A 25,836-nucleotide genomic window follows, 5' to 3' on the forward strand; every position below is an offset into this window, starting at 1 on the left:
ATGATCGCGCCCCGCGTGCGCTGCCACGGGGCGCGGGCAATACCAGCGGCGGCGTGGGGGATACCCGGCAGCGCGGCGCTTCCTTTAATGCTGGCCGCCCGCCATGGCCTTTTCCGAAAATTCGTGGTAGCATCCGCCAAACGGCCCTCCCGACATTCGTGCCAACTTTCTCCAATGAGGCGATGGCATATGTACCATCACACCATCAATATCTCCATCTTCGGTGAAGATGCTCTTCTGAAGAATGTCATGGAAGCTTTTCCCCCGCAGGAGCATCTTGATTGGACTGTGACATGCTGCAAAAACTTTGATCCTGCCCTGGCTTCCCGGTCGGATGTCCTCATTTTCAACGGTCCGGAAGATTTCGCCGCCGCAAGGGCGCATGCCCGACAGGGCGCGTATCTTGTGGCCTGCCTGGATGCCGCGGAGGAAGAAGCCCTTTCCCCCGGGGCAAGAGACGCGCTGGATGACATCTGGATGGCGCCGCTTTCCGCGTCAAGGCTCCATATGCGCGTGGCCCATCTTCTGGCAGAGATCAACGGAAACGATTATTTCGTGTTCTGCAGCCAGTGCCTTGACACCTTCATCAACAGCCTGCCGGACATGGTGTGGTTCAAGGACATCGAGGGGCGTCACAGGAAAGTCAACGACTATTTTTGCGGCTTCGTGGGCAAACCGAGGGAAGAGATCGAAGGCCGCACGCACGAGGATATCTGGGGCGTCTCCGCAAACGATGGCGAATACAACTGTCACGAGACGGATCAGGCCGCGCTGGAGACGGGAGAGACCGTGACGGCGGAGGAGGTCGTGCAGACCGGCGACGGGAAGCGCCTTTTCAAGACCATCAAGACGCCCCTGCGCGGTCTGGAAGGGGAGATTTTGGGCACGGTGGGCATCGCCCATGACATGACCAACCTGCTCAACCTGAACGTCGAGCTTGATCTTTTCATCGAGGTGATGCCCTTTCCGCTCATGATCTGCGACCTTGACGAGCAGATCGTCAAGGTCAACGCCAGGTTCCTTGAATTTTTCGAAACCGGCCTCGAGTCCATCGCCGGCATCAACTGGCGCGACTGGTACGAGCAAAACATCCTCCATGAGATCTCGCCCACCGGGGAAGAAATATACATGCGTTTCATCCATGCCGATGGCAGGATGTCATTCCTGAAAATGATATCGCATGACCTGAATGACATATTCGGCAATTGTCAGGGCGTGATCCATGTGTTTGAAGACGTTACGGACGAAAAGGAACTTGAATACAATATCTGGAAGCTTGCCAATACGGATGCGCTGACCGGCCTTGCCAACCGGCAGGCATTCTACGAATATGCCAAAAGAATAGATATCAACGAAAGGGTGCATCTTTTTTATGTGGACCTGGACAATTTCAAGCAGGTCAACGACAATTTCGGCCACAAGGCCGGCGATGAGGCGCTCAAGGTCACAGCCATGATCCTGCGCCAGGTTTTCGGCAAGGATTTTCCCGCCAGGCTGGGGGGCGATGAGTTCATCGTGTGCGTGCGGCGCGAGGCCACGCTGGAAGACCTCGAGGCCATGGCCCAGAGCCTGATCGACCTCATGCAGGAGAAGTTTTCCGCCAGCGAGATCCTGAACAGGCTCTCGTGCAGCGTGGGGGTCTCCGTCAACGGCTCCATGCGCAACGGCATAGAACCGCTGATCAAGCTCACGGACAGGGCGATGTACGACGCGAAAAATCAGGGCAAATCCCGCTATTGCATATGCCGGGACGAGGACGAACCGGCGTAGGTCCCTGTTTCCCCTGCTGGATGTCAAGATCATGCGCCAGCGCGGCGCATCATGGCTGCTTGCCAGAATTTTGTGGTGAAAGATCTTTTGCGAAGCGGTAAATCGTATGTTAAATGCCTGCCGCATCTTTTTGAACAGCGCACGATAGCAATGGTTCGCCAATGACGGAATTCATAAAAAATATCGAAGACCCGGAATACTATTTCGGCCTGGCATGCCGGGAACATGCGAGGGTCAATCTTTTCTTCACCCTGGACATGTGCCATATCTCCAATATCAGGACCACATGCGTCATGATAAAGAATGGGCATTTCGTGGTCAGCGCTCCCATAGAGGAGATAGAGCGCCAGCCCATAGTGTGGGGAACGGAGACCAGCGGCTACTTCACGGTGCGCGATGACGACCTTGTCCACTGCCATTTCAGGAGCAGGGTGGCGCGCATCTATAACGGGCCGCCAAACGCGATGTTTCTGGTCTTTCCGTTGCCGGAAAGCATCGATCATGAGCAGCGCCGCTTCAGTTGCCGCATCCCCCTGCATGCGGAGGACGCGGGCAATTTCCGCGTCTGGCATGGCGAGATCGAGGAAAAGGACGACAAGCTGCCTGTCATGCACTGGCGCGGCCTTGAACCGCCCCTGTGCGCCCTGGGCGACATCTCCTCCAGCGGCCTGCGCCTGGACATTTCGGAGAAAGACCCGCTCGCGGAAAGCATCGATGTCAATGACCCGGTGCTGTTGCGCGGAGATTTCGGGCAGCCCGGCAAACCGCTTCCTCTTACCGTCATCGGCATGGTGCGGCGCAAGATGGCCGGGCAGACGAACAAGACCGTCGTGAGCGTCGGCTGCTATTTTCTGAAATGGAGAAACGTCCAGGGCGTGCACAGCCATACATGGTTCAAGCCCGAGGCCGATGTGGGCGTGCCCGCCATCGCCCAGTGGGTCTCGCGCAATTTCCGGGGAGGACGCTGCTGACACAATCGGCGCGCGCCGTTCACCGCGCCGCCCGGGGGCCGCGTCGTCCCCTTCCCCGTTGGCAATGCCCCGCTCTTCACGACACCGCATCGCCCGGTCGCGCCACTCTCTCCGGCGCTGGCGCGGAACGCGGAACGCCGCCTCCGTCCCCCGGCCCGTTCTGGTCCCCCGGGACGCTGAGCGGTCTTTTGGGCGGGGTCCTGAAGGCGTCGTGCGGATACAGACCGGCGATCTGCAGCTTTCTGATCCTCGCGGACTTGTCCTTGAACCGCATGTGCAGGTGCGCGTTGGCCTGCGGGCCGATGGGTTCCCCGATCCAGGTATCGTACAGCGTCTGGACCTGGGCGTTGTCCAGGGGCGAACGCATGGCGCCGCTCCTGTCCATGGCGCGCACGGCCCTGACGCGGCGGCGGATGTCCTTTTCCTCCAGATCCTTCTGCCAGAACCGGAACGACAGGGGCCTGTACACCGATACCAGGCATACGGAAAGGACGATGGCCGTCTGCAGGAGGGCCGTCCAGCCGTTTTCCGGCAGCACGAACCAGCGCATCATGCGCATGAAGCCGTCCAGCCCGTACGGTTGCAGGGCCTGCGTGATTTCCGCGCCCCAGGGTCCCCAGAAGAGTGTGCCCCAAAAACCGGCGCTGCACGCTATCAGCCATTTGTAGCCAATCCAGGCAAACCGGAAGAACCCGATGGCCGTAAGGCAGGAATAGAAAAGCCCGGTGAGCACGCAACCCGTCAGGCCGGGGATCACCACCCAGGTATCCACGAAATGGGAACACGCGCCCACAAGGTCGCGTTCCGGGCCGGGGGGCAGGGAACGCCCCAGAAAGCCCAGCGCCTGCATGGAAAAGGCGCCTCCTCCCCATGCGATCGCCGCGAGCATGTGTACCGCCTTCATGGACTTGATGATCACATTGTCGCGGAGGCGGTAGCCCTTGCCGCGCAGGCCGTATGTCCTGACTGTTTCCTTCGTTTCCATTTCAGGCGTGCTCCGGCAGGCATGCGTTCTTCAGAAAACTCGGCAGCAGGAGTTGCCCGCCCCCATTGATGCACCCCCCCGCGCACGCCATGAATTCCACGAAATGGTAGCGCGATGCGCCGGCGCGCACTTCCTCGCACAGGGGGGCGAAATATCTGGCGCCGACGACCCGCGCAAGGCGCAGGGTCTGCTTTCCCAGGCGCAGCTCATACTCGAAGATGCCCTCAAGGCCCGGCCTGCCGCGCATGATCAGGTCACATTCCCGCTTGCCTGTCCGTTTTTGGACGACATAGCGGCACAGGGTCTCCAGCACGCCGCCCCCGATACCGAAGAGGGTCCCTCCCGAAGATTCCCCCATGAGCGTGTCCGCCTGCCCGGGGGGCAGCTTCCAGGGATTGATGCCCCGCCTTCGCAGCAGGGCGGCGAATTCCCTGACCGTCAGCACCGCGTCGATGTCCCGGATGCCGCCGAACTCCAGCTCCGGCCGCAACGCTTCATACTTTTTGGCGATGCAGGGCATGATGGCGACGGTGTACATTCTGCCGGGATCGTGATCGAACCGGTCCGCGCCATAGGTTTTTGCCAGACGCCCGTTGATGGCGAGCGGGGACTTCACCGAAACGAGGTTCGGGATAAGGTCGGGATAAAAGTATTCGACATATTTCTGCCAGCCGGGACAGCAGGAACTGAATTGCGGGAAAACGCCGCCGTCATCCAGCCGCTTGAGCAGGCAGCTCCCTTCCTCCCAGATGGTCACGTCAGCGGCGAATTCCGTATCCCAGCAGTGCCGGAAGCCCAGCCTCTGAAAAGCGGTGAGCATCTTGTCATAAATGTTCTGCCCCCATGCGCCGTCAAACGCCTCGCCGAGCGTGTAGCGCACAGAGGGGGCCGGCATGGCGACGCAGATCGTTTCAGGGTCCCGGAGCTTCTCCTCGACTGTCGGCAGCCATGAATACCGCTCGTAGATCGCCCCCGCCGGACAATGCACGAGGCACATGCCGCAATGGAGGCACGGCTCGGGATGCGGGATCGTGTGCGCCTGCCCGATGACGCCGTGTATGGCCGCCGTGGGACAATACTTTTCGCAATCTCCGCAGCCGGTGCATTTTTCCGGGTCGATCTGGAGGAAATGCCTGCTTTCAAGGTCCGCCGCCGGAGCGGGCGGCTCCAGTTCATACTCGACATGCTCGAACAGCGCCCGTGCCATGTGCCCTTCCTTCCCTGTCCGGAGGCCCCCGCATCGCTGAACGGGCCGCCGCCGTCCCCATGGCGTGGCGGGAGGATCGCGGGGACCCGGCCGCGCGGTGGAACGGGCGCATGCCGCATGCGGAGACGTTGCGCGGGATCGTGCGCGAAAAAGCGCGGAAAAACCTGAAACCCAAGGCCCGTCTGAATATGTCCAGCCGTAGCACAAGACTTTGCGCCCCCGCAAGGGGGGCGGCGGCCGGAACGTCGCTGCCGGTTGCCCTTCCGTGCGCGCATTTCCCGGCGCATGCCGCCACACGCGGGCGTTTCCGCATCGGGGGGCGCCCCGCGCGGGGGCGCCGTCACCGGCTGGTCCCGCCCTGGCCGCCATTGACTTCCGCCGCCATCCCGGCGTACTGAAACGCCCATATCCACGTCCAACGGCGGCCTGTTCCCGACAGGCCGCATGAGGTACCATATGGAACTGAAATCCCGCGCGAACCCCGTGCAGCGGACCCCCTCCGGGACGGCCCCCGGCGCCCCGCAGCCGGCCGGCCCTGTGGAGCCGCTGCCGGGTCCCGGCGAGGCGCTGCCCAGGCCGAAACCCGGTTCCGGGGGCCACAGGCTTTCGCTGGTGGCCGTGCTGGCGGTCCTCCTGGTGGGCGCGGCCGCGTTCTGGCTCAGTCGTGGACCGGACACGCGCGCCGACCTGCGCGAACGGGCGGCCGCCTTTGTGGACGACCTGGCCGAGGGCACGCCGCTGGCCGGGCTGGGCGATATTTTCCGTCCGGCGCCCCCGCCGCCCCCGGCCTCCGTGCTCGCTCCGCCCACTGAACCGGGCACCCTTGCCGGGCGCAACGTGCAGGGGACCGTGCCCGCGCCCGTGGACACGGGACCTGCCGGCATGGGCGCGTCAGGCGCCGGGGCGGCCGGAAGTCAGGGCGCCGCCCGCGACGAAGGCCCGCAAGCCGGCTTTGTGCCCCCTGTCACCGAAGACAGCCGGGTGCGCCCCGGCTATGTGGCCGAGCTGGCCGCATGGCTCGTTTCGCGCTACCGGCCCGGTCCGCGTGGCGGCACGCTGGCCGTCAGCGTGCAGAGCCTCAACCAGCGCTGCGGCGTCGCCCAGGCGGGCATGGCCGAGGGCGGGCGCGCCGGGCTTTTGCGCTACGCCTTCCATCCGAGCATGATCCAGGGCCTCTACAGCCTCTATGTGTCCCGTTTTCTGGAAGATCTGGACAGCGCCGCCCGCAGGCGGGGACTGGACGAGACCCAGAACCGCCAGTTCCATCTCGCCCTGGCGGGGCGCGCCGTCATGCTGGCCGGGGCGCTGGAGGGCGTGGCCTCCGTGCCGGACATGAGCCGGCGCCTCGCCCAGGTGGAGCAGCTGGCCCAGAACGCCGTGGAGATCAACGCGCAGATGGCTGCGGCCACCTTTGAGCTGGATGAGCTGCGCGCGGCCGACGCGCCGCGCCAGGAGCTTGCGACGGGGCAGTTGCGCGTGGATGGCCTGAGCGCGCGCTACCGGCGCGCCCTGGACGAGCAGGCCGGCGCCCAGCGCGCGCTGGTGGCGGCCATCCGCAAGGGCGGCGGCCAGGGCATGGACGATGACTCCCTGTTCTTTGTAGCCAACTGGGTGGAGCGCCGGCTCCAGGGCAATGCGGAAGCCCTCGCCTCCGTGCGCAGCGCCGCCGGGGTGCTCCGGGACCTGGCGCGCCGCTGCGCCGAGATCGGGTCTGGAGCGCCGCGTTCGCCCGCGCCCGTCGCGGCGCCGCAGGAGGCGCCGGCGCGTCCGTGAGCGGTGGCCGGGGCACCCTCCCCATGACAACCGGGCATACCGTGTCCGGGCATGTCGTGTCCCCGCCGCCCTGCGTCCTTTTCGTGGGCGGCGTGCGCAGCGGCAAGAGCGGCCTGGCCCAGGCCTGGGCCGAGGCGCAGGCTCCCCGCCGGCTCTTCGTAGCCACCTGCCGGGTGGCGGACGCGGAAATGGAGCGGCGCGTGCGCCTGCATCGGGCGGCGCGCGGGTCCCGCTGGGCGTGCCGGGAGGTGCCGCTGGAAGTCCCGGCGGCGCTGGACGCGTTCTGGACGGCGGAGTCCGCCCCGCGGGAGGGCCGCCCCGGCGTGGTCCTGCTGGATTGCGTGAGCATGTGGCTCGCCAATCTTCTGGAGGCCGGGCATGAGGATGCCGCCGTGCTCGGTCGGGTCGATGCCCTGGCGGCAAGCCTTGGGCGCCGCCGCGCGCCGGTGGCCGTGGTCACGGCGGAGACCGGCCTTGGCCTGGTGCCGCCGTCGCCGCTGGGACGTCGTTTTCTGGACCTGCTCGGCCTTGCCAATCAGCGGCTGGCGCGGGCCGCGGACCATGTCATCCTTGTCGCCTGCGGGCTGCCGCTGGCCCTGCGCGGCAGCATCCCCCCCGAACTGGAGCCGCAGCCGTGAATGCCGTTCTTTTCCGCTTCCGTTGCGCCGTTCTGGCGCAGTTCGCGCTCCTGTCGGTCCTGCTGTGCCCGGTTTCTGCCGCGCATGCCGCGACGGCGGGCGCGGACGCGCCGGGCCGCTGCCTCGCGGAAGCGGGGCGCGCCATCGACGGCGCCGATGCGGCGGCCTTTGAGCGACAGGTGGATGTGGACGGCATCCTTGAGCAGGCGCTCGCTCTGATCGCGCGTGACATGCAGCGCCCCGGGAGCGCCGATCGCTACCCTCCGCTTCTGGCGCTTGTCTTTTCGCAGGCCGGCGCCCGCGCTGGCGGGGGCGATGCCGTGCGGAGCCTGCTCAAGAGCGAGGCCCGCGCCTTCATCCTCAATGGGGTGGACTCGGGCGCCTTTGCCGGGCGCGCGCCGCGGGGCGGCGGGAATGGGCTGCTGGCGCCGCTGTTTGCGGATGCCTCCCTGGGCAGGAAGGAGATCCGGCGGGTCGGCGCGGCCAGACCCGATGGCGGCGACTGGCTTTTGCCCTTTGTGGTCCATGATGCGGGCAATGGGCAGGATTACGCCGTGCTGGGACGCTTCAGCCCCACGGGGGACGGCTGCCGCCTCACGGCCGTGGAAAATCTTGAGGAACTCTTCGAGCGCATCCGCCGGGAAAGCCTGGCGCAATAGCGCCGGGCGCCGCTGGCCGCGTCACCGGCGGCGGGAACGCCATGCCGCGCACGCGGGGCGGCCATGGTGAACGGCTCCCCCGCGCCTTTCCCCTTCATCCGGCCATTTTTTGACCGAAAATGGATATTTCCCGTCAGCGGGCCTTGTCGGCGTTCAGCACCCGCGCCCGGTCGATGACCATGCACAGCCCGCAGCAGGCCACGCTGACGGCGCCCGCCGTGAACACTCCCTGATAGCCGCAGCCCGCCTGCATGACGAGTCCGCCGAGGATGGGCGCCAGCATGCCGCTGGCGTCGAAGGTCGCCATCATGATGTTGGAATTCACCGAGCGCGTCTCCGGCGTGGAGCGGTCATAGACCGCGGCCGCCAGGAGCGGATAGAGCAGCCCCAGGCTCAGGCCATAGACGCAGGCCAGGGGGATGAAGCTCCAGAGCGGACCCCAGGCGAGGCCGAGCATGCAGAGCGCGAGCACGGCCGCGCACAGGGTGGTGACGCGGTAGCGGGGCAGCGTGTCGAGATGGTGGCTGCCGAAAAGGCGCACCAGGATGATGGTGGTGGTATAGGTGCTGAAGAACCACGCCGGATGCGCCCCGGTGACGCCGCACAGGCCCTTCATGAAAAAGATGGCGATGACCGTGGTCATGCTGAAGGCAAGGCAGGCCAGGTTGACGAAGGCCAGGCGCGAATGGCGGATGGCCCGCCAGAGCGCCGCGCGGGAAAGGCCCCCGCCCTGCGGCGGGACCTCGGGGGTACGCAGGCGCCGGGCGAGCAGGGCGATCATGACGAAGGAAGGGATGCCGAGCAGGGCCGTGGCCGCAAAAAGGCGCGCCTCGCCGCCGAGGAGCGGGATGAGGCTTTCGGAGAGAGCCGGGATGATGGAATAGGGCAGGAGCATGGTCAGGGAAAAGAGCGCGAAGCCGCGCGCGCTCTGCCCGGGGGGGATGCAGTCCACCAGGACGGCCACGGTGCAGCACGAATACACCGCCAGCGCGATGCCCTGGACGACCCGCAGGGCGAGGATGGTCTCCACCGCGCCGGACGGCCGCACATACGGATAGGCAAGCATGACGAGGCTCGTCACCAGCAGCGAGAGCACCATGGCCCCGAGCTTGCTGCGCCGGAGCATGAAAACGCTGGTGAGCGGCCGGAAGACGAGCACCATGGCAAAAAGCGAGGAAAGCAGGACGCCCCGCCATTGCGGGGCGATGCCGAGGCCCTGCATCCACTGCTCGAAGCAGTAGTAGACGGCGATGTAGCTGTTGCTGCACATTGCCATGAAGAAGAGCAGGATGAAGTCCCGGCTGAAGAGCCGTGGCGGCGTATGGTCCGGCTTGTCCCAGCGCTTGGGCGCTTTTTGCGGGCCGATGAAACGGACGGTGCCGAAAATGGTGAGCAGGGCGCGGTGCATGACGACCTCGGGAATGCGGACCTGGCGCCCCCTCAGTGGTATTCCCCGTTGAGGAAATTGGCGGCGAAGGTCTGGACGGCCGCTTCGCTGACCATGAGCATGTCCATCTGGCGCGTCATGATGAGCAGGCGTCCGAGCTGGTCCAGGTGGGAGCAGATCTCGAGCTTGGGATATTTCTGGAAGCGCGCGCGGACCCTATCATGCAGGACATCGATGGTAAAGCCAAGCTCGCTGAGGATCAGGCCGATGCAGCGCGCGCGGCGGCTGCGCTGCACATCCCCGGCGGCGCCGCCCGCGAACTCGAAGCGGATGTAGTTCTTGCTCACGGTATCGCCGCACCAGGTGTCGAGAATGGCGTAGTGATAGCCCACCCGCGAGGAGAAGTTGAGGTAGCGGTCGGAAACGATGGCGTAGCTGCGATCGCCGAAGCGTTCCCCGGCCTGCTGGTTGCCGCCGATCATGCTCTGGCCCATGACCGAGAGGAAGCCGCGGACATTGACGGGGCGCGGGCCGCGCGCCTGCACCTCGGGGTTGAGCATGCCCGCGAGCACATGCCGGAAGGGCACGCTGGTCACATCCTCGGGCGTCACCTGGGGGCGGTGCGGCGGTTTCAGGCCGCCGCCGAGGTCGATGACATAGAGGTCGAGCGGCACGGAACTGACGAGGCGGCTCGCCGCGCCGGCGCCGCTGTTTTCCGAGAGGCTGTCGGAAAGAAGGAACATTTCCGCATAGCTCTTTTCATGGGCGTAGCGCATGATGTCGTGGAGCGAGGTGCAGCTGGCCGGGGCAAAGAGTTCGGACTGCGGATCGATGAGGTGGAGCGGCAGGATGTACGGCGCCACGCGCCGCAGCAGCACCAGCGCCGGGGTATCGGCCTGGGGCGCCTGGCGGCGGCGCAGGCTCAGGGCGATGAGTTCAGGCACCTCACCGGCAAAAACGCGGCCGAGCAGGGCATCCACGGTGACCACCTCGCCCTCGGGGAGCAGACTTGTGGCGCCGGGCGCATTCATGAGCGTCGGCACGCCAAATTCCCGGCAGAGGGAGGCAAGGTGCCCGGTCAGGCTCCCGGTCTCGGCCACAACGGCGGCCGCGCGCCTGAGCGCCGTCATGACATTGGGCGAGGAATGCTCGATGAGCATGACCGAGCCTTCGGGAAAGTGCGTGAGGTCCTCATTGGCCCGGACCCGCGCCACCGGGCCGCAGCCAACGCCCCTGGCCGCGATGTCCGCGCCGAAGAGCAGCGGCCGCAGATGGCCGAGCGCGGGCACGATGCATTCCTCGGCCGTGCTGTCCGGGCTTGCGCAGTCAAGGCCCATGGGACGCGTCTGGAGGAGGACGATGCGGTCGTCCTGGTCCACGGCCCACTCCATGTCCTGCGGATATTGGTAATGGCGCTCCAGCGCGAGGGCCATGGACGCGATCTCGCGCGCCTGCGCGTCGCTGAGCGAGGGCATGTCGCGCATTTCGTCGGGCACGTCCTCCAGCACGCATTCGACCTGCGGACCGTTCCGCCGCAGCGCGAGGCGCATCTCCTTGTGCGCGATGCTGCACTGCTTCATCTTGCCGCTCGCGCGGGAAACGAGCCACTGGTCCGGGATCCCCGTGCCATCGACCACCATTTCGCCCAGGCCCCAGAGTCCGTTGACCAGGACGCAGTTGGAACGCAGGTCCACGGGATGGCGGGAAAACGCCACGCCCGCGGCCTTGGCGTCCACCATTTCCACGCAGCAAAGCCCCATGCCCGTGGCGTCCAGCGCATAGCCGTGCGCGGCCCGATAGGTGAGGGCGCGCTCGGAAAAGAGGCTGGCGATGACCGTTTTCATGGCCTCCAGCAGGTCGCGCCGCGTGACGCCCAGGACGCTGCGGTACTGCCCGGCGAAGGATTGCACCCCGTCCTCGGAGACCGCGCTGGAACGCAGGGCCGCCACGCTCCGGTCCCGGTCCGGACCGAAGGTGTCGTCCCAGGCGGCAAACATGGCGTCCGCCAGGGGCTGGGGAACGGGGGCGGCCATGATGAGGCGCTCGGCCTCGCGCGCGGCCGCGCGGATGGTGGCGGGCCGTTCCGCGTCCGCGCGGCGCAGGGCTTCGTAAATGCGGCTGAAGAGGTCGCCGTTGCGCAGCAGCAGGATGGTGGAGGCCTTGATGGTCACGGCGAAGCCGCGGGGCACCGGCAGCCCGAGCATGTTCTTCAGCTCGCCGAGGTTGGCGTTCTTGCCGCCCACGATATAGGCCATGCTGGCGTCCACCTCGCTCAGGGGCACGGTCACGGAGCGCAGGTCGCCGCGCGTGTGGCTCCTGAGTTCGCGTTCGATGCGGGCGCCCAGCGCGTCGCTCACCCGGACAAGGTCCGCATGGCGGTTGCCGGACATGGCATTGAGGCTCTCGACCATGCGCGCGCAGAGAAAGACGGCGCGGCGCGCCTCCTTGCGGACCTCGCTCGTTTCCAGCGTGCGCTCGCCCTGCTGGGCCTGGGTGAGGGCGGCGAGGATGCCCGCAAGGTCGGCATTGGCCTGGAGCAGTTCCTTGAACGAGGCATAGCGCCGGTTGAAGGCCGCCATGGCTTCGTCCCGGCTCAGCGAGCGGCGCGGCCGGAAAAAGCGGAGCAGCCGCGTGGCAAGGGAGGTATGCCGCGCGGGCGCGCCCGAGGGGGCGTCGGCGGCTTCGCCGGCGGAAGCGCCGCCCTCCCGGCCGGCGCCGGCGGGCGGCTGGGGCGTGGGCTGCTCATGGGGAGGAATCTGGACGGCCATGGGGCATCCTTCGTCATGGTGGTGAAAAAAATGGCGAGGCCTCGCCGGCGGCTTGCGCGCGCCATTCCTAGCCTAGGCGAGAATGCCGGCGCGCGCAAGCCGCCGCCGGCGCTCCGCCAGGGCAGGGAAGTGTGACAGGGGGGCTTGCCATTATTTTCACATCCGCGTATAACACAGGCACCAGGCTTAGGATTTTTTGGCAGAATGGATGTCGCCGCGCTTCGCACAGTTCCCCGCACGGGCGCGAGACCAGCATGCCGGTCCTGTGGCCGCATGCCTCCATTCCTTGGATTCCCTTTTCCGCTGGAGGATGTCATGAGGAAATTGCGCCGACTGTGGACCTGGATCTTGGGCTGCGCGCTTGTCCTGCCCGCCCTGATGCCGTCAATTGCCCTTGCCGCGAAGAAAAAAGCCGACGTCGTCATTGTGGCCGACACGCGAAAGCTGGACGGGATCCTTTACTGGTGGGCGGAAATGTATAATGAGAGCCATTTCCTGTTCGCCATCATGACCATGGTCATCATCCCCATCGTCGGCTGCATCCTCGGCTGGCTGGCAGATATCGTCATGTCGCATATCGGCATTGACCTCAAACACCGCGAACTCGCGGAAAAGTAGCCCGGAAAGGAGGCACTCATGGACTGGCTGTATATCTTGATGCCCATTTCCGGCGTCTCCATTTTCTGGCCCGGCCTGATCATCCTCGGTCTCGGCGTGGGCATCATCGGTGGTTTCTTCGGCCTGGGCGGCGCGTGGATGGTCACGCCCGGCCTGAATATCCTCGGTTTCCCCATGGCGTTCGCCATTGGCACGGACGTTGCCCAGATGGCGGGCAAATCGCTCATCTCCACCATGCGCCACGGAAAGTTCGGCAATGTGGACTATCTGCTCGGCATCACCATGCTCATCGGCACGGTGGTCGGCGTGGAAATCGGCGCCCAGATGGTCATGTGGCTCGAACGCATCGGCTCGGTGGACAAGGTCGTCCGCTGGCTCTATGTGGTCCTGCTCATCCTGCTGGCGTGGCTCGTCTTCCATGACGTCCTGCTGCGCCGCAAGAAGGAGCGCGAGGCCCAGGCCCAGCACAAGGAACTGGACAAGGCCGCCGTGGGCGTGGACTGGGCCAGCAAGCTCCAGGCCATCCGCATTCCGCCGGTGGTGCATTTCAAGAACGCGGGCATCACCTGTTCCGCGTGGCTGCCCATCATCGTCAGCCTGTTCACCGGCTGGCTCGCCGGCATCCTCGGCATCGGCGGCGGCCTGATCCGCATGCCCGCCCTCGTGTACCTCGTGGGCTGCCCGACCCACCTCGCCGTGGGCACCGACCTCTTTGAAGTGGCGATTTCCGGCCTTTACGGCACGGCTTCCTACGCCTACAAGGGCCGCGTGGAACTCATGGCCGCCCTGATCATGCTCTGCGGCGCGGCCATCGGCGCCCAGATCGGCGTGGTCGCCACCAAGTACGTCAAGGGCTACGGCATCCGTTTCGTCTTCGGCCTCGCCGTGCTCGGCTGCCTCATGTCCGTTGTGCTCAAGCTCCTCCAGGCCGAATTCCCGTCCTGGGGCTGGCTGCTCGGCCCGTTGGCTACCGTGGAAGTGCTCGGCTTCGTGAGCGCCATCTCCATTTACATCGCCGTGCGCATGGTGCAGGGCGCCAAGGCGGAATTGGCCGCCAAGAAGCAACAGGCCGCCGGCAACTAGGAGGAGAAAGCCATGAAAATTCGGAGTTTGCTGCTTGCGCTGGTGGTGGCCCTCTCCTTCGCCCTGGCCGCCTGCGATTTTGACGGCGGCGTGGAGCAGGGGCGCTGCGTGGCCTACGATCAGGCCGCCAATACCGTGACCCTGGTGGTGGATACCACCCTGGATCAGCACAATCCGCATTACAGCGGGGGCGTCCATACCTTCAAACTGCCCACCGATCCCCGTGACATGGGTCCGGCCCCGACGCCCGGCGGCCGCCTCATGCTCGAGATCGACAAGGGCATGATCCTCTACTATGACCCGCAGGACCAGAAGGTCAAGGAAATGCCCGTGGAATACACCAAGGTGGAAAAGGAAGTTCTGCCCAAGGACGCCCGCGTGGCCGGGAAGAAGTTCCCCATGGTGGACCGCGCGGCCGGCACGGTCACGGTGTACTCGCCCAGGCTCCAGTCGCTCGTGACCTTCAAGGTGCCCGCCGAGGCCCTGGACATGCCCGCCTATACCTGGACGGCCGGTGACGAGGTCCGCATTGCCTTCCGCAATGAGAACAAGAGCCAGGCCATCCGCTTCATGAACGTCTCCAGGACGAGCATCTTCACCAAGTAGGTGCGTATATCCGCGCGGGGCCGGGATGCCCGCCCCGCGCGGACCGGAAACGACCGGGGCGCCGCTTCGGCGCCCCGGAACAGACGACCGCGCGCGGGGGGCGCATGAACAACAGCTACAAGCAGTCGCTCTACGCCGGCGTGGTCCGCATCGTCGCCAATGTGCTCATGGTGGGCGCGGTTTTTCTTGCCATGCGCCAGGCCGCGCAATTTTCCACCTGGCCTTCGGAAGCCGTGTTCTGTGCATGGTTTTTCGGCATCACCATTCCGGTCTGGGGCGCGGCCTTTGTGCTCACGCGCCGCATCCGGCGTCATTTTCCCGCTGAATTCGAGAGTCTGGTGGAACTGCCGCGCCGCGGTCCGCAGCTTGTGCGCTGGCGTGTCCTGGACGACGCGGCGCGCATGGCGCCGGCGCGCTGAGGCGCGGTACCCGGCCCATGCGTTCGCGGTTCGACCCCCGCCTCTGGCGGAGCGCGGCCCTGGCCCGGGCGCGCCAGCACCGTCTTGGCCTGATCAGCGGTCTTCTGCTCGCCGTGGCCCTCGTGGGGCTGATCGACGGGCTGCTCGCGGAAATGCGCGCGGGCACCAATCAACTGGAACTGCTGCCCGGCGAGGCCGCGACCGTTTCCGGCCCGGCCGCGCTCAAGAATCCCGTCACCAGCGACCTCGTGGCGCGCTTCACGCCGCCGGACGCGCCCCTGCGTTTCACGCTGGAAGGCTTTTTCACCGGCTACTGGTTCGGCAACGGCATGTGGCGCGGCGAAGTTCGCGCCGAGCCTGAAGCGGCGCCGGGCAGGTATGGCCTGCGCGTGAGCTTCAGGGGAGCGCTGGGCCAGGCCGCCCAGAACTATACGCTCGTCATCCGGGAAGATGCCGCCGCGCAGCGCGCCGGTTCCCTCTCCGTCCTCCGGCGCTGGTTCGGGGCGAATCCCTTTCTGCTGGCGACGTTCTGCGGCGGTTTCGGCGTGCTCCTGGGCGCGGCGACCTATGCGTTCGGCCGCCGCCATGCGCGCCTGCTCGCGGGCATGGGCTGCAGCGAGATTTACCGCGTGGGCCGCGCCGACGGGACATGGCGGATCTGGTGCCTCGCGGCGGGTCCGCTCGCGCCGCGGCCCGGCAGCGTGCGCATGGTGCTGGACCCTGCGGGGAACATCATCGGCGAGGCCCGGGTGGAGCATCTGCGCAAGGGAAGTCTGGAACTGACCCTGCTGGACGCGCAGGCGCCCCCGCACGGGAGCCTTGTCTGCCTCCGCCCGCCCTCGGTGGCTCCCGACGCGGGGCTCGCCGCCCGCTCCTGACCGCAGGGCCGCGCCCTTGCCCGCACGCGCGCCATGGGCTATGCTTCGGGGGCCGACGCGGTGTCGGCGGCAAACCGAAGGCGGTGCCTCATGTCCCGCGCCCGGACGCGAACCCCATCTTCCGGTCCCGTCACTCCCCCTTCCGATGACGCCTGTCCCTGCGGCAGCGGGGCGGCCTATGCGGCGTGCTGCGGCCGCTATCTTGACGGCGGGGCATGGCCGGAGACGGCCGAAGCCCTCATGCGTTCGCGCTATACCGCCTATGCCCTGGCCCGGTATGACTGGCTCGTGGCAACGACCCATCCCGACGCGCGGGCGGAGGTGGATGCCTCCTCCCTGGCCGAACAGTGCCGGGGCGTGCGCTGGCTGCGGCTCGATGTGGGCGCCTGCGTGGACGCGCGGGAGCCGGAAACGGCGGATATCGTGGAATTTCATGCCCTGTACGAGCTTGACGGCGTGGTGCGCCAGATAGGCGAGCGCAGCGCCTTTCTCCGCAGGGAGGGCAGGCTGTACTATGTGGACGGGGCGCCATTGCGGCCCGCGGCCTACCGCCGGGAGGGTCCCAAGGTCGGCCGCAACGACCCGTGCCCGTGCGGCAGCGGCAAAAAATACAAGAAATGCTGCGGACGCGCGGCCGGAGACGCGGCATGAGGGAGCGGGCGTCCGCCCGGAGCATTCCCCTGGCGGCCCGGCGGTTTTGCCTGGACTGTCAGGGCGCGTCTCCAAAAGCCGTGCGCCGGTGCGCGGATGCGGCGTGTCCCCTGTGGGACTGGCGCCTGCCCCCCGACGCCGCCGGAGCCGGAGAAGGGGCTGCCGGGGCCGCGCCGCGGGCCATCCTGCGGGCGATCCGGCGCCAGTGCCTGGCCTGCGCGGGCAGCCGGGGCGAGGTGCGCGCCTGCGCCGCGCGGGAGGATTGCCCGCTCTGGTCCTATCGTTTCGGTGTCCGGCCGCGCACCTACAGACTGGTGCGCCGGCGGTTTTTCGCACCCAGGGAACTCGATCTGCCCCTGGCCTGAGCCATGTCCGCCCCGGCATGGGGCGTAACGCGCGTAGCGGGAGGAAACGCCATGACGACTGAAATGGAGCATTCCAGTTACCTTGAGTGGTCGCGGGCCTGGATGGGGCGTCTGGACCCGGCTGACGGCAAGGCGCTCGCCGGGCGCGCGCCGGAACTGGCCGAACGGCTCCGGGCGGGTGTTGCCGCCGGCGAGATGCCCTTCCTGAACATGCCCTACCGCGCCCGCCTGGAGGCGGCGCTGCCGCCCCTGCTCGAGCGGCTCAAACCGTTCCGGCACATGCTCGTCCTCGGCATCGGCGGTTCGGCCCTGGGCGCGCGCGCCATGCAGCGGGCCTTCGCGCCCGGGCAGGACGGTCCCGGCTATGCGGGTCCGTGGCTCTGGATCGCGGACAATGTCTGCGCCGAACAGTTCGAGGCCCTGCTCGGCAAGCTCAAACCGGAAGAGACCGTGGTGGTCTGCATCAGCAAGTCCGGCGGCACCATCGAGACCCTGGCCCAGTATTTCCTCGTGCGCGCGTGGCTCGAGAAGGCCCTGGGCGACGCCTGGCCGGGGCATATGGTGGTCGTGACCGACGAGCGCAAGGGCTATCTCCGCCAGGAGGCGGCCGCCAGATCGCTGGATGCGCTGGAAGTGCCGGACTATCTGGGGGGGCGCTATTCGGCCCTCTCCGCCGTGGGTCTTTTGCCCGCCGGCTTCATCGGCATCGACTGGCGCGCGCTGCTTGACGGCGCGGCATCGGTGGCGCGGCCCCTGCTGGACGACCCCGCGAACATTGCCCGGCATCCCGCCTTTTCCCTGGCCTGCTGGGCGCGGGCGCTGGAAGAGCGGGACTACAGCCAGCTCATCTTTTTCTGCTACATCCCGCAGTGGGCGGCCTACGGCCAGTGGTTCGCCCAGCTCTGGGCCGAGAGCCTCGGCAAGGACGGCAAGGGCAGCCTGCCCGTGCCCGCAACGGGCGTGACCGACCAGCATTCGGTGAACCAGATGTTCCTTGACGGGCCGCGCAACAAGGGCTGCCTTTTCCTCACGGGCGGGCAGCCGCGTTCCGGGCGGCTGTTCGGGCAGGACCTGCCGGACCAGTGGGCCTGGCTGCGCGGCAAGGCGTTTGACAGCCTGCTCGACGCCGAGGCCCTGGGCACGCGCATGGCGCTGTGCAAGAGCGGCGTGCCCCTCGTGCATGTCCACATGGGCAACCTGCGCGAGCATGCGGCGGGTTCGCTCATGATGCTGCTGGAGGCGGCCACCATTTTCACCGGCTGGCTCATGGGCATCAATCCCGTGGATCAGCCGGCCGTGGAGCTGGGCAAGCGCATCGCCAACACGCGCCTCGGCGCCACAGGCTATGTGCAGGAGGCGGCGGACCTGGGCGCCTTCCTGGCGGTGCCCGAAGAACGGCAGGCGTTCTAGGCCGTGGGGACGCCCCAGGCCGGGCAGCAGGCGGAAAGCGCCGCCACCGAAGAGGCGGAGCGCCGCGTGAGCGCCGCCGCCGAGCGGCTGCCGCTGAGCTACGCGCGCACGCTCTCGTGGCTTTCGCTGCTCTTTATCCTGCTGTCGAGCCTGGGGCTTTCCTTTTTCATTTCCAGCTCGGTGCGCGAGACCCTGCTGCGCCGGCAGGAGGATTTCGCGCGCCAGCTCGTGGAGAATCTCAACAGCCAGATCTACCGCCGCTTCGCCCTGCCCACCATCCTCGCCAACGGGCGCATCGCCCTGCGCCAGCCCACCCAGTACGAGCATCTTGACCGGGTGGTGCGTTCGGTCATCGAAGGCCTGCCGGTGGAGCGCCTGCGCATTTATGACTTCACCCGGCGCGTGGCGTATTCCAGCGACAAGGAGGACCTGGGCCGCGCCGGGCTGGCGCCGCCCAACGTGGATGACGTGCTGGAAGGCTCGGCCGGCAGCTCGGAGATCGTCTCGAGCATTCCGGCGTGGCAGGCGCCCTTCCGCGTGCCGCTCAAGGAAGGCACCTTTGTCCTGCGCGTGCTGTATCCCCTCAAGGGCGAACCCATGGGACCGGACCACAAGGTCCCGGTCATGGGCGCCCTGGAACTCACCCAGGACATCACCGACGACTACGAGCGCGTGCTTGCCTTTCAGGGCATCATCGTGGTCATGTGCCTGCTTTCGTCCGTGCTGCTCTTCGGGGTGCTCCACCTGCTCATCCAGCGGGCCGAGCGCATCCTGGCCGAGCGCATGCAGAAGAACCGCCAGCTCGAAAACGAACTCCACAGCAACGAGCGGCTGGTGAGCATGGGCCGGGTGGTGGCGAGCATCGCCCACGAGATCCGCAATCCGCTTGGCATCATCCGTTCCAGCGCGGAGCTGCTCCAGCGCCGCACCGCCACCACGGATGCGGGCACCTCGCGCATCCTCGGCGCCATTTACGACGAGGCCGTGCGCCTTTCGCAGACCGTCAACGATTTTCTCGACTATGCCCGCCCCCGCCAGCCCCGCGACGATCTGGTGGATGTCGGCCTGGTGCTCGACCAGGCGCTGGCCTTTCTGGAAGGGGAGTTCAGCCGCCGGGGCGTCACGGTGGAGCGCGACCTCGCGCCGGAGCTTTTCGTGCGCGGCGACAAGGATTTGCTGTACCGCGCCTTTTACAATATCCTCGTGAACGGACAGCAGGCCATGGACGGCCCGGGCACCATCCTGGTGCGGGGGCGCCGCCGCGAGTCGCCGGAAGCCCAGGACGGCCATGCCGGGCAGCCCGAAGTGGCGCTGGAGTTTCTTGACTCCGGGCCGGGTTTTGACCCGGCCACCGTGTCCAGCCTGCTGGACCCGTTCTTCACCACCAAGGAGGGCGGCACCGGACTCGGGCTGCCCATCGTCCAGTCCATCATCGTGGGCCATGGCGGCCGCATCGAGCTTGAAAACGGGGACCGGGGCGGGGCGCTCGTGCGGGTGATCCTGCCCGCCACGACCACCGGGGAGACGCGGCATGAGTGAAAAGGCGCATATCCTCGTCATTGACGACGAGAAGAACTATCTCCTCGTCCTCCAGACCCTGCTGGAGGACGAGGGCTATACGGTCACGGCCATCAGCGATCCCGAGACCGCGCTCGCCTTTCTGGAGGAGAGCGAGGTGGACGTGGTGGTGACGGACATGAAGATGCCCCGGGTGAGCGGCCGCGAGGTGCTCCAGCGGGTGAAAAAGGCATGGCCGCATGTACCCGTGCTCATCATGACGGCCTTCGGCTCCATCGAAAGCGCCGTGGATGTCATGAAATACGGCGCGTTCGACTATATCACCAAGCCCTTTTCCAACGACGAGCTTCTGCTCTCCATCCACAATGCCGTGGAGCTGGCGCGCGCGCACCGCCAGTACCGCCTGCTCCAGGAGGCCATGGAGAACCGCTACGGCATCCACCAGATCGTGGGGCGCAGCAAGGCCATCCGCGATGTGCTCGTCATGGTGGAACGGGCGGCGCCGAGCCGTTCCACGGTGCTCATCAGCGGCGAATCGGGCACCGGCAAGGAACTGGTGGCCCGGGCCATCCACTATGCAAGCCCGCGCAAGGACAAGCCCTTCATTTCCGTCAACTGCATGGCCCTCAACCCCGGCGTGCTCGAGAGCGAGCTTTTCGGGCACGAAAAAGGCTCGTTCACGGGCGCCGTCGCCATGCGGCGCGGGCGTTTCGAGCAGGCGGACGGCGGCACGCTCTTTCTGGATGAAGTGGCCGAACTCACGCCGGATCTCCAGGTCAAGCTCCTCCGCGTCCTGCAGGAGCGGAAGTTCGAGCGCGTGGGCGGCGGCGAGGAGATAGAGGTGGACATCCGCGTGGTGGCCGCCAGCAACAAGGACCTGGCCGCGCTGGTGGAGCGCGGGGCGTTTCGCGATGACCTCTTCTACCGGCTCAATGTGGTGCAGATCCCGCTGCCGCCCCTGCGCGAACGCCGCGAGGACATTCCGCTCCTGGTGGCGCATTTCGTGGAAAAGGTCTGCGCGGATGACAACCTGCCCGCCAAGACCTTCAGCACCGAGGCGCTCAATTACCTGACGGGCTATGAATGGCCGGGCAATATCCGCCAGCTGGAGAATGTGGTCGAAAGCTGCCTTGTGCTCGTGCCGGGCGCGACCATCGGCGTGGACGACCTGCCCGCCGAGATCCGCGACGAGGAAGCGCAGTTCAAGAGCGCTGTGGATCTTTTGCCCGTTCAGCTCGACCTGGCGGACACGCTGGAGAAGATCGAGGCCGCCCTCATCCGCCGCGCCCTGGTGCGCGCGGATCTTGTGCAGGTCAAGGCGGCGGAGTATCTGGGCATTTCCAAGAGCCTGCTCCAGTACAAGCTCAAGAAATACGCCATCACGGGGCATTAGAGCGGTTGGGCACCGAAAGTATCCATGCCGCTCTGGCGACAGCGGGAGCTGGCGCCCGCGCTGAAACCTTCTAGCCGAGGAGCGAACATGAATCCTCTCTGCGTCGGGCTTTGCGCCCTTGTTCTGGCGCTCGGAGCCGCGGCTCCGGGCGCGCACGGCAGGAACCTCCTGGACCTGGACAAGCCCATGGAGCTGAACGCGGGCAAGTCGCCCAGGATGTTCGTGACCTTCAATCACAGCTCGCACAGGAACGTGGCCTGCCGCGTCTGCCACCACGAGGGTCTGCCGGGCAAGCGCTACGCCGCCTGCACCAACGAGGAATGCCATTCCCTCGCCGGGCCTGCCGAACGCGATCCCATGAGCGTCTACATGGCCTACCATGCGCCGGATACCGACCGCTCCTGCTATGGCTGCCACAAGAAGCTGGCGGGGAAGTATCCGAATTTCAAGGGCTGCCAGCCCTGTCACATGACGCCGCAGGGCCGCAGGCTGGCGGCGGAAACGGCGGAAAAGGCCGGGTCCGGCAAGTAGCCGGCGGGGTTTTCAAAAACAGCGGGGCTGCCGATACGCTCGGCAGCCCCGGAAACGGGCATCGGACGGGCTGCGGGGCGCGCCGCCCCGCATGCGTTCGTCCCTTTTTCTTTTCCTACGCCTCGCAGGCGCAGGCGGCCTTCTGCCGGGCCAGCCTGCGGCGCAGGTTTTCGGCCACTTCGGCCGGGTCCATGGGGTTGCGGGCAATGCCCGCGTCCATGGCTGCTTTGGCCGTGGCCGCCGCCACCGTGGGCGCCACCTCGGGGTCGAAGGAAGAGGGGATGATCATTTCGGGTCCGAGCCTGTCCGCGGGCACCAGCCCCGCCAGGGCGCGCGCGGCCGCGATCTTCATGGCGTCGTTGATGTCCGTGGCGCGGACGTCCAGCGCCCCCCGGAAGATGCCGGGGAAGGCGAGGATATTGTTGATCTGGTTGGGGCAGTCGGAGCGGCCCGTGGCTACCACCGCCGCCCCCGCGTCCCGCGCGCGCTGGATGGGCCAGATCTCCGGGATGGGATTGGCCTGGGCAAAGACGATGGGCCTGGCGGCCATGGAGCGGATCATCGCTTCCGTGAGGGTATCCGGCGCGGAAACGCCGATGAAGACGTCCGCGCCCCGGATGGCTTCGGCCAGGCCGCCCTTGACCTTTTCCGGGTTGGTGCGGCGCGCGATGTCCTCCTTCCACGGGTTCATGCCCTCGCGCCGTCCCTCCCAGATGGCGCCGCGCGAATCGCACATGATGACGTTTTTCAGGCCCACGGCCATGAGCAGGCGGATGATGGCGATGCCCGCCGCGCCCGCGCCGCTGGTCACCACCGTGATGTCTTCCAGCCGCTTGCCCACCACCTTGAGGGCATTGAGCAGCCCGGCCAGGGTCACCACCGCGGTGCCGTGCTGGTCGTCATGGAAGATGGGACCCCTGAACTTGCCGCGCGCCTTGAGTCCGTCCTCGATGATGAAGCATTCCGGGGCCTTGATGTCCTCAAGGTTGACGCCGCCGAAGGTCGGTCCCATAAGCTCGATGGTCTCGATGATGCGCTGCGTATCCTTGGTGTCCACGCAGATGGGGAAGGCGTCCACATCCCCGAAGGTCTTGAAGAGCAGGGCCTTGCCCTCCATGACGGGCAGGGCCGCTGCCGCGCCGATGTCGCCCAGGCCGAGCACGGCCGTGCCATTGGAGACCACGCAGACGAAGTTGGCGTGGTTGGTGTAGGTATCCAGGCTGCCCGGGTCGCGGTGGATCTCCATGCAGGGTTCGGCGACGCCGGGGGAATAGGCAAGGGTCAGGTCGTCGGCGTCACGCACGGGCGGCTTGACATGGATGCCGATTTTGCCTTGCAGATCCTTGTGCATGGCGAGGGCTTCCTCGCGGAGATTCCTGATGCGGGACATGGGCGCTCCTTGGTTGGGGGTGGCGCGTGCGCGCATGGCGGGGCGATCCCGGCGGCGCGCGCTGCTGCGGCATCGTGCCGGCGGTTTGGCGCGCGGCAAGCGCGGACGACGCGAAGCGCGTCCCCGCGCCTCGCGTCGTCAGTGGGCCGGACACCCGGCAGCCCCCGTTGCCGCTGCTTCCTTTCGGACCTGACGGGGTTGGCGGGAACTGCCGCCGTCCGGCTTGCGTCCACCTTTAGCCGCTCTGCCGCCGCCTGTCAATCGACGCGCACGGCGTGGCGTTGTTTCCGGTTTTGCGGTATGCTCCACGCATGGAGCATGGACCTTTCCACCACGAGCCTGCCATGCGCCGGGCATTCACGGCCTCGGGTCAGGTGCAGGGCGTGGGTTTCCGGCCCTTTGTCTGGCGGCTCGCGCGGGAGGGCGGCCTTTCCGGCTCGGTACGCAATACCGCCGACGGCGTGCGTATCGAGGTCCAGGGCGCGCCCGCGGCCATAGCCGCCTTCGGCCGCCGCCTGCGGGCGGAATTGCCGCCCCTGGCGCAACTGGCCGGCCTGGACGAAGCGGAGCTTGCGCCCGTGCCCGGCGAGACGGAGTTCCGCATCCTCGAAAGCGAGGGCCGCGCCGGACATACCGTTCTGGTAAGCCCGGATGTGGCGGTCTGCGAGGACTGCCTGGCCGAAATGCGCGACCCCGCCGACCGTCGTTTCGGCTATGTCTTCACCAACTGCACCAACTGCGGCCCGCGCTTCACCATCACCCGCTCCATTCCGTACGACAGGGCCGTGACCAGCATGGCCTGTTTTCCGCTTTGCCCGGCCTGCGCCGCCGAATACGCCGACCCGGCGGACAGGCGCTTCCATGCCCAGCCCATCGCCTGCCCGGAGTGCGGGCCGCGCCTCTGGTATGTGGATGCGGCCACCGCCGCGCGCGGGGGGGAGGGCACCGGGCCGACGCCGGAAAACCGGGCGGACGCCCTGGCCCGCGCCGGGCGGCTCCTGCTGGACGGCGGCATCCTCGCCCTCAAGGGTCTGGGCGGCTTCCAGCTCCTGTGCAACGCGCGCGATGCCCGCGCCGTGGCAACGGTGCGCGCCCGCAAGCTGCGGCCGCACAAGGCGCTTGCCGTCATGGCGGCCGATCTTGCGGCGGCCGCCGGGGTCTGCCGCATCAGCCCGCAAGCCGCCTCCCTGCTCTCGGGTCCGGAAAAGCCCATCGTCATCTGCCCGCGCCGGGAGGACCTTCCGGCAGAAGCGGCCCTGCCCGCGCTCCTTGCCCCGGACAGCGGCACCGTGGGACTCATGCTGCCCTATACGCCGCTGCACGCGGCGCTCTGCGACTGGCTGGCCGCCCATGGGGAAGCCGCGCCGCTCCTGGTGGCGACCTCGGGCAATCCCCACGGCGAACCGCTGTGCCTGGGCAACCGCGAGGCGCTCGCCCGGCTTGCGCCGCTGACCGACGCCTGGCTGCTCCATGACCGCGACATCCTCGTGCGCGTGGACGACAGCGTGGCGCTCGTGCCGGAAACGCCCGCCGGGAGCGCCCCCATCCCCGTGCGCCGCGCCCGGGGCTATGTGCCGCGCCCGGTGGCCCTGCCGGAATTTCTGGACGCCACGGCGCGGGAGCTTCCCTGCGTCTTCGGCGCCGGGGGCGGACTCAAGGTGACCTTCTGCCTCACGCGCGGGCGCGAAGCCTTCATGGGCCAGCACATCGGCGACCTGGACGCTCCGGCCACGCTCGGTTTTTATGACGAAGCCGCCGCGCGCCTCGAGGCCCTGCTGGAAGTGCGCCCCAAGGCCCTGGTCTGCGACCTGCACCCGGATTTTCCTTCCAGCCGCCGCGCCGAGGCACGGGCACGGCGCGAGGGCCTGCCGCTTTTCCGCCTCCAGCACCACGCGGCGCATGCCGCGGCGGTGCTCGCCGAGCACGGACACGGCGGACCGGCGCTGGCGCTCTGCCTTGACGGCACGGGTCTCGGCACGGACGGCACCATCTGGGGCGGCGAGCTGCTGTTCATGGACCTGCGCGTCCCGGAGTGGCGGCGGCTCGGCCGCCTTGCGCCGTTTGCCCTGCCGGGCGGGGAGGCCGCCATCCGCGAGCCGTGGCGCATCGCCCGCGGCCTTGCGCGCGCGGCGGATATGACATGGACGCCTGGGCCAGGGCGGGACGGGGAGGCCGCGCCCCCGGCGCAGGCCGTGGCCGCCGTGGACGCCATGCTCGCCCGATCGTTCAACTGCCCGCGCACTTCAAGCTGCGGCCGCCTGTTTGACGCCGTGAGCGCCGCCCTTGGCCTGTGTCAGGCCATCACCTATGAGGGACAGGCGGCCATCCGGCTGGAGCGGGCGGCCGGCGCGTGGCTCGCGGGCCGGGGGGGCGCCATGCCCGCGCCCTGGGAGGTGCCGCTGCGGGAAGCGGACAGCGGCCTGCTGGAACTGGACGGCACGGCCCTGTTCGCCGCCGTCCTGCATGCCCGGCGCGAGGGGATGCCCGTCGGCGAGGCCGCGGCCCGTTTCCACGCGAGCCTTGCGCGCGGTTTCGCGGCCATGGCCCGGGGGGCGGCCCGGCGGCTCGGCCTGCGCGCGGTGGGGCTTTCGGGCGGCTCCTTCCTGAATCTGCTTCTGGCGGCGTGGCTGCCGGCGGAGCTGGCGGCAGGGGACCTTGTGCCGCTCAGCCATGCGCTTGTGCCGCCCGGCGACGGCGGCCTCGCCCTGGGGCAGGCCGTGTGGGGCCAGCGGATGCTGCGCGCCGGCGCCGGGGCGCGCGGACCGGAAGCGCGATGACCCGTTCCCGGAGAGCGTCGGGGCTGCCGCGCTGTCCCC

22 protein-coding genes and 1 other RNA gene are annotated in these 25,836 nt (G+C 67.5%); 17 read left to right on the top strand and 6 right to left on the bottom strand.

The window, feature by feature from the left end:
- Positions 1-189 precede the first annotated feature (189 nt).
- Together QZ294_RS08015 and QZ294_RS08020 are read left to right on the top strand one after the other, a co-directional pair.
- Positions 190-1,770, top strand: a complete 1,581-nt coding sequence (locus QZ294_RS08015; protein WP_297048727.1) for a diguanylate cyclase — start codon at positions 190-192, stop codon at positions 1,768-1,770.
- Between the two features lie 161 nt (positions 1,771-1,931).
- Positions 1,932-2,741 carry a hypothetical protein gene (locus QZ294_RS08020; RefSeq protein ID WP_297048729.1) on the top strand — a complete coding sequence of 270 codons (810 nt, stop codon included), beginning with the start codon at positions 1,932-1,934 and terminating at the stop codon, positions 2,739-2,741.
- A gap of 76 nt (positions 2,742-2,817) precedes the next feature.
- Here QZ294_RS08020 and QZ294_RS08025 read toward each other — a convergent pair whose 3' ends face one another.
- Both QZ294_RS08025 and QZ294_RS08030 read right to left on the bottom strand, forming a co-directional pair.
- Entirely contained in the window at positions 2,818-3,726 is a 909-nt protein-coding gene (locus tag QZ294_RS08025; RefSeq protein WP_297048742.1) for an iron hydrogenase small subunit, read from the bottom strand.
- Between the two features lies 1 nt (position 3,727).
- Complete coding sequence (locus tag QZ294_RS08030; protein WP_297048776.1) at positions 3,728-4,933, bottom strand: [Fe-Fe] hydrogenase large subunit C-terminal domain-containing protein; 1,206 nt, start codon at positions 4,931-4,933, stop codon at positions 3,728-3,730.
- A gap of 456 nt (positions 4,934-5,389) precedes the next feature.
- On the opposite strand from QZ294_RS08030, the gene QZ294_RS08035 reads away from it, so the two are divergent.
- Genes QZ294_RS08035 through QZ294_RS08045 form a run of 3 tightly spaced genes read left to right on the top strand, consistent with a single transcriptional unit; the run spans position 5,390 to position 8,003 of the window.
- Positions 5,390-6,706 carry a hypothetical protein gene (locus QZ294_RS08035; RefSeq protein WP_297048777.1) on the top strand — a complete coding sequence of 439 codons (1,317 nt, stop codon included), beginning with the start codon at positions 5,390-5,392 and terminating at the stop codon, positions 6,704-6,706.
- 23 nt (positions 6,707-6,729) lie between these two features.
- Complete coding sequence (locus QZ294_RS08040) at positions 6,730-7,344, top strand: bifunctional adenosylcobinamide kinase/adenosylcobinamide-phosphate guanylyltransferase (RefSeq protein ID WP_297048778.1); 615 nt, start codon at positions 6,730-6,732, stop codon at positions 7,342-7,344.
- Complete coding sequence (locus QZ294_RS08045) at positions 7,341-8,003, top strand: hypothetical protein (protein ID WP_297048781.1); 663 nt, start codon at positions 7,341-7,343, stop codon at positions 8,001-8,003. Before QZ294_RS08040 ends, QZ294_RS08045 begins: the two co-directional genes overlap by 4 nt.
- A 133-nt stretch (positions 8,004-8,136) precedes the next feature.
- Here QZ294_RS08045 and QZ294_RS08050 read toward each other — a convergent pair whose 3' ends face one another.
- Both QZ294_RS08050 and QZ294_RS08055 read right to left on the bottom strand, forming a co-directional pair.
- Complete coding sequence (locus tag QZ294_RS08050; RefSeq protein ID WP_297048783.1) at positions 8,137-9,411, bottom strand: MFS transporter; 1,275 nt, start codon at positions 9,409-9,411, stop codon at positions 8,137-8,139.
- Positions 9,412-9,443: 32 nt separating this feature from the next.
- Positions 9,444-12,158 (bottom strand): PEP/pyruvate-binding domain-containing protein, encoded by a 2,715-nt coding sequence (locus QZ294_RS08055; RefSeq protein WP_297048785.1) that lies wholly within the window; start codon positions 12,156-12,158, stop codon positions 9,444-9,446.
- A gap of 315 nt (positions 12,159-12,473) precedes the next feature.
- On the opposite strand from QZ294_RS08055, the gene QZ294_RS08060 reads away from it, so the two are divergent.
- The 11 genes from QZ294_RS08060 to QZ294_RS08110 all read left to right on the top strand — a co-directional run bounded on the left by QZ294_RS08060 (position 12,474) and on the right by QZ294_RS08110 (position 21,630).
- Positions 12,474-12,776 (top strand): DVU0150 family protein, encoded by a 303-nt coding sequence (locus QZ294_RS08060; protein WP_297048787.1) that lies wholly within the window; start codon positions 12,474-12,476, stop codon positions 12,774-12,776.
- A gap of 18 nt (positions 12,777-12,794) precedes the next feature.
- Entirely contained in the window at positions 12,795-13,859 is a 1,065-nt protein-coding gene (locus QZ294_RS08065) for a sulfite exporter TauE/SafE family protein (protein ID WP_297048789.1), read from the top strand.
- A 12-nt stretch (positions 13,860-13,871) separates the two neighbouring features.
- Positions 13,872-14,465 carry a DUF4881 domain-containing protein gene (locus QZ294_RS08070; protein WP_297048790.1) on the top strand — a complete coding sequence of 198 codons (594 nt, stop codon included), beginning with the start codon at positions 13,872-13,874 and terminating at the stop codon, positions 14,463-14,465.
- 104 nt (positions 14,466-14,569) lie between these two features.
- On the top strand, positions 14,570-14,884 hold the full coding sequence (locus QZ294_RS08075) for a hypothetical protein (protein ID WP_297048793.1): 315 nt from the start codon (positions 14,570-14,572) through the stop codon (positions 14,882-14,884).
- 17 nt (positions 14,885-14,901) lie between these two features.
- Positions 14,902-15,762, top strand: coding sequence for a hypothetical protein (locus tag QZ294_RS08080; protein ID WP_297048795.1), 861 nt, complete (start codon positions 14,902-14,904; stop codon positions 15,760-15,762).
- A 90-nt stretch (positions 15,763-15,852) separates the two neighbouring features.
- Complete coding sequence (locus tag QZ294_RS08085) at positions 15,853-16,413, top strand: YchJ family metal-binding protein (RefSeq protein ID WP_297048797.1); 561 nt, start codon at positions 15,853-15,855, stop codon at positions 16,411-16,413.
- Entirely contained in the window at positions 16,410-16,778 is a 369-nt protein-coding gene (locus QZ294_RS08090) for a hypothetical protein (RefSeq protein ID WP_297048798.1), read from the top strand. Before QZ294_RS08085 ends, QZ294_RS08090 begins: the two co-directional genes overlap by 4 nt.
- Before the next feature lie 63 nt (positions 16,779-16,841).
- Positions 16,842-18,188: a glucose-6-phosphate isomerase gene (locus QZ294_RS08095; protein WP_297048848.1), complete on the top strand. Its 1,347-nt coding sequence runs from the start codon at positions 16,842-16,844 to the stop codon at positions 18,186-18,188.
- A 66-nt stretch (positions 18,189-18,254) separates the two neighbouring features.
- On the top strand, positions 18,255-19,727 hold the full coding sequence (locus QZ294_RS08100) for an ATP-binding protein (RefSeq protein WP_297048850.1): 1,473 nt from the start codon (positions 18,255-18,257) through the stop codon (positions 19,725-19,727).
- Positions 19,720-21,099 carry a sigma-54 dependent transcriptional regulator gene (locus QZ294_RS08105; RefSeq protein WP_297048799.1) on the top strand — a complete coding sequence of 460 codons (1,380 nt, stop codon included), beginning with the start codon at positions 19,720-19,722 and terminating at the stop codon, positions 21,097-21,099. The genes QZ294_RS08100 and QZ294_RS08105 overlap by 8 nt, the downstream gene beginning before the upstream one ends.
- 87 nt (positions 21,100-21,186) lie before the next feature.
- Positions 21,187-21,630: a cytochrome c3 family protein gene (locus QZ294_RS08110; RefSeq protein WP_297048801.1), complete on the top strand. Its 444-nt coding sequence runs from the start codon at positions 21,187-21,189 to the stop codon at positions 21,628-21,630.
- 115 nt (positions 21,631-21,745) lie between these two features.
- On the opposite strand, the gene QZ294_RS08115 is transcribed toward QZ294_RS08110, so the two are convergent.
- Entirely contained in the window at positions 21,746-23,011 is a 1,266-nt protein-coding gene (locus QZ294_RS08115) for a malic enzyme-like NAD(P)-binding protein (RefSeq protein WP_366140553.1), read from the bottom strand.
- 148 nt (positions 23,012-23,159) lie between these two features.
- An RNA gene (gene ffs / locus QZ294_RS08120) (signal recognition particle sRNA small type) lies at positions 23,160-23,246 on the bottom strand.
- Between the two features lie 118 nt (positions 23,247-23,364).
- Between ffs and hypF the strand changes: the two genes are divergently transcribed.
- On the top strand, positions 23,365-25,797 hold the full coding sequence (hypF, locus tag QZ294_RS08125) for a carbamoyltransferase HypF (RefSeq protein WP_297048805.1): 2,433 nt from the start codon (positions 23,365-23,367) through the stop codon (positions 25,795-25,797).
- Positions 25,798-25,836: the final 39 nt, after the last annotated feature.

The sequence above is a fragment of the uncultured Desulfovibrio sp. genome (genome assembly GCF_910584445.1).
Classification (GTDB): Bacteria; Desulfobacterota; Desulfovibrionia; order Desulfovibrionales; family Desulfovibrionaceae; genus Desulfovibrio.

Bases quoted from the DNA above. Each gene is read 5' to 3' on its own strand.
- QZ294_RS08015 (WP_297048727.1), top strand. From the start codon at position 190: ATGTACCATCACACCATCAATATCTCCATCTTCGGTGAAGATGCTCTT.
- QZ294_RS08020 (WP_297048729.1), top strand. From the start codon at position 1,932: ATGACGGAATTCATAAAAAATATCGAAGACCCGGAATACTATTTCGGC.
- QZ294_RS08025 (WP_297048742.1), bottom strand. From the start codon at position 3,726: ATGGAAACGAAGGAAACAGTCAGGACATACGGCCTGCGCGGCAAGGGC.
- QZ294_RS08030 (WP_297048776.1), bottom strand. From the start codon at position 4,933: ATGGCACGGGCGCTGTTCGAGCATGTCGAGTATGAACTGGAGCCGCCC.
- QZ294_RS08035 (WP_297048777.1), top strand. From the start codon at position 5,390: ATGGAACTGAAATCCCGCGCGAACCCCGTGCAGCGGACCCCCTCCGGG.
- QZ294_RS08040 (WP_297048778.1), top strand. From the start codon at position 6,730: ATGACAACCGGGCATACCGTGTCCGGGCATGTCGTGTCCCCGCCGCCC.
- QZ294_RS08050 (WP_297048783.1), bottom strand. From the start codon at position 9,411: ATGCACCGCGCCCTGCTCACCATTTTCGGCACCGTCCGTTTCATCGGC.
- QZ294_RS08055 (WP_297048785.1), bottom strand. From the start codon at position 12,158: ATGGCCGTCCAGATTCCTCCCCATGAGCAGCCCACGCCCCAGCCGCCC.
- QZ294_RS08060 (WP_297048787.1), top strand. From the start codon at position 12,474: ATGAGGAAATTGCGCCGACTGTGGACCTGGATCTTGGGCTGCGCGCTT.
- QZ294_RS08065 (WP_297048789.1), top strand. From the start codon at position 12,795: ATGGACTGGCTGTATATCTTGATGCCCATTTCCGGCGTCTCCATTTTC.
- QZ294_RS08070 (WP_297048790.1), top strand. From the start codon at position 13,872: ATGAAAATTCGGAGTTTGCTGCTTGCGCTGGTGGTGGCCCTCTCCTTC.
- QZ294_RS08075 (WP_297048793.1), top strand. From the start codon at position 14,570: ATGAACAACAGCTACAAGCAGTCGCTCTACGCCGGCGTGGTCCGCATC.
- QZ294_RS08080 (WP_297048795.1), top strand. From the start codon at position 14,902: ATGCGTTCGCGGTTCGACCCCCGCCTCTGGCGGAGCGCGGCCCTGGCC.
- QZ294_RS08085 (WP_297048797.1), top strand. From the start codon at position 15,853: ATGTCCCGCGCCCGGACGCGAACCCCATCTTCCGGTCCCGTCACTCCC.
- QZ294_RS08090 (WP_297048798.1), top strand. From the start codon at position 16,410: ATGAGGGAGCGGGCGTCCGCCCGGAGCATTCCCCTGGCGGCCCGGCGG.
- QZ294_RS08095 (WP_297048848.1), top strand. From the start codon at position 16,842: ATGGAGCATTCCAGTTACCTTGAGTGGTCGCGGGCCTGGATGGGGCGT.
- QZ294_RS08105 (WP_297048799.1), top strand. From the start codon at position 19,720: ATGAGTGAAAAGGCGCATATCCTCGTCATTGACGACGAGAAGAACTAT.
- QZ294_RS08110 (WP_297048801.1), top strand. From the start codon at position 21,187: ATGAATCCTCTCTGCGTCGGGCTTTGCGCCCTTGTTCTGGCGCTCGGA.
- hypF (WP_297048805.1), top strand. From the start codon at position 23,365: ATGCGCCGGGCATTCACGGCCTCGGGTCAGGTGCAGGGCGTGGGTTTC.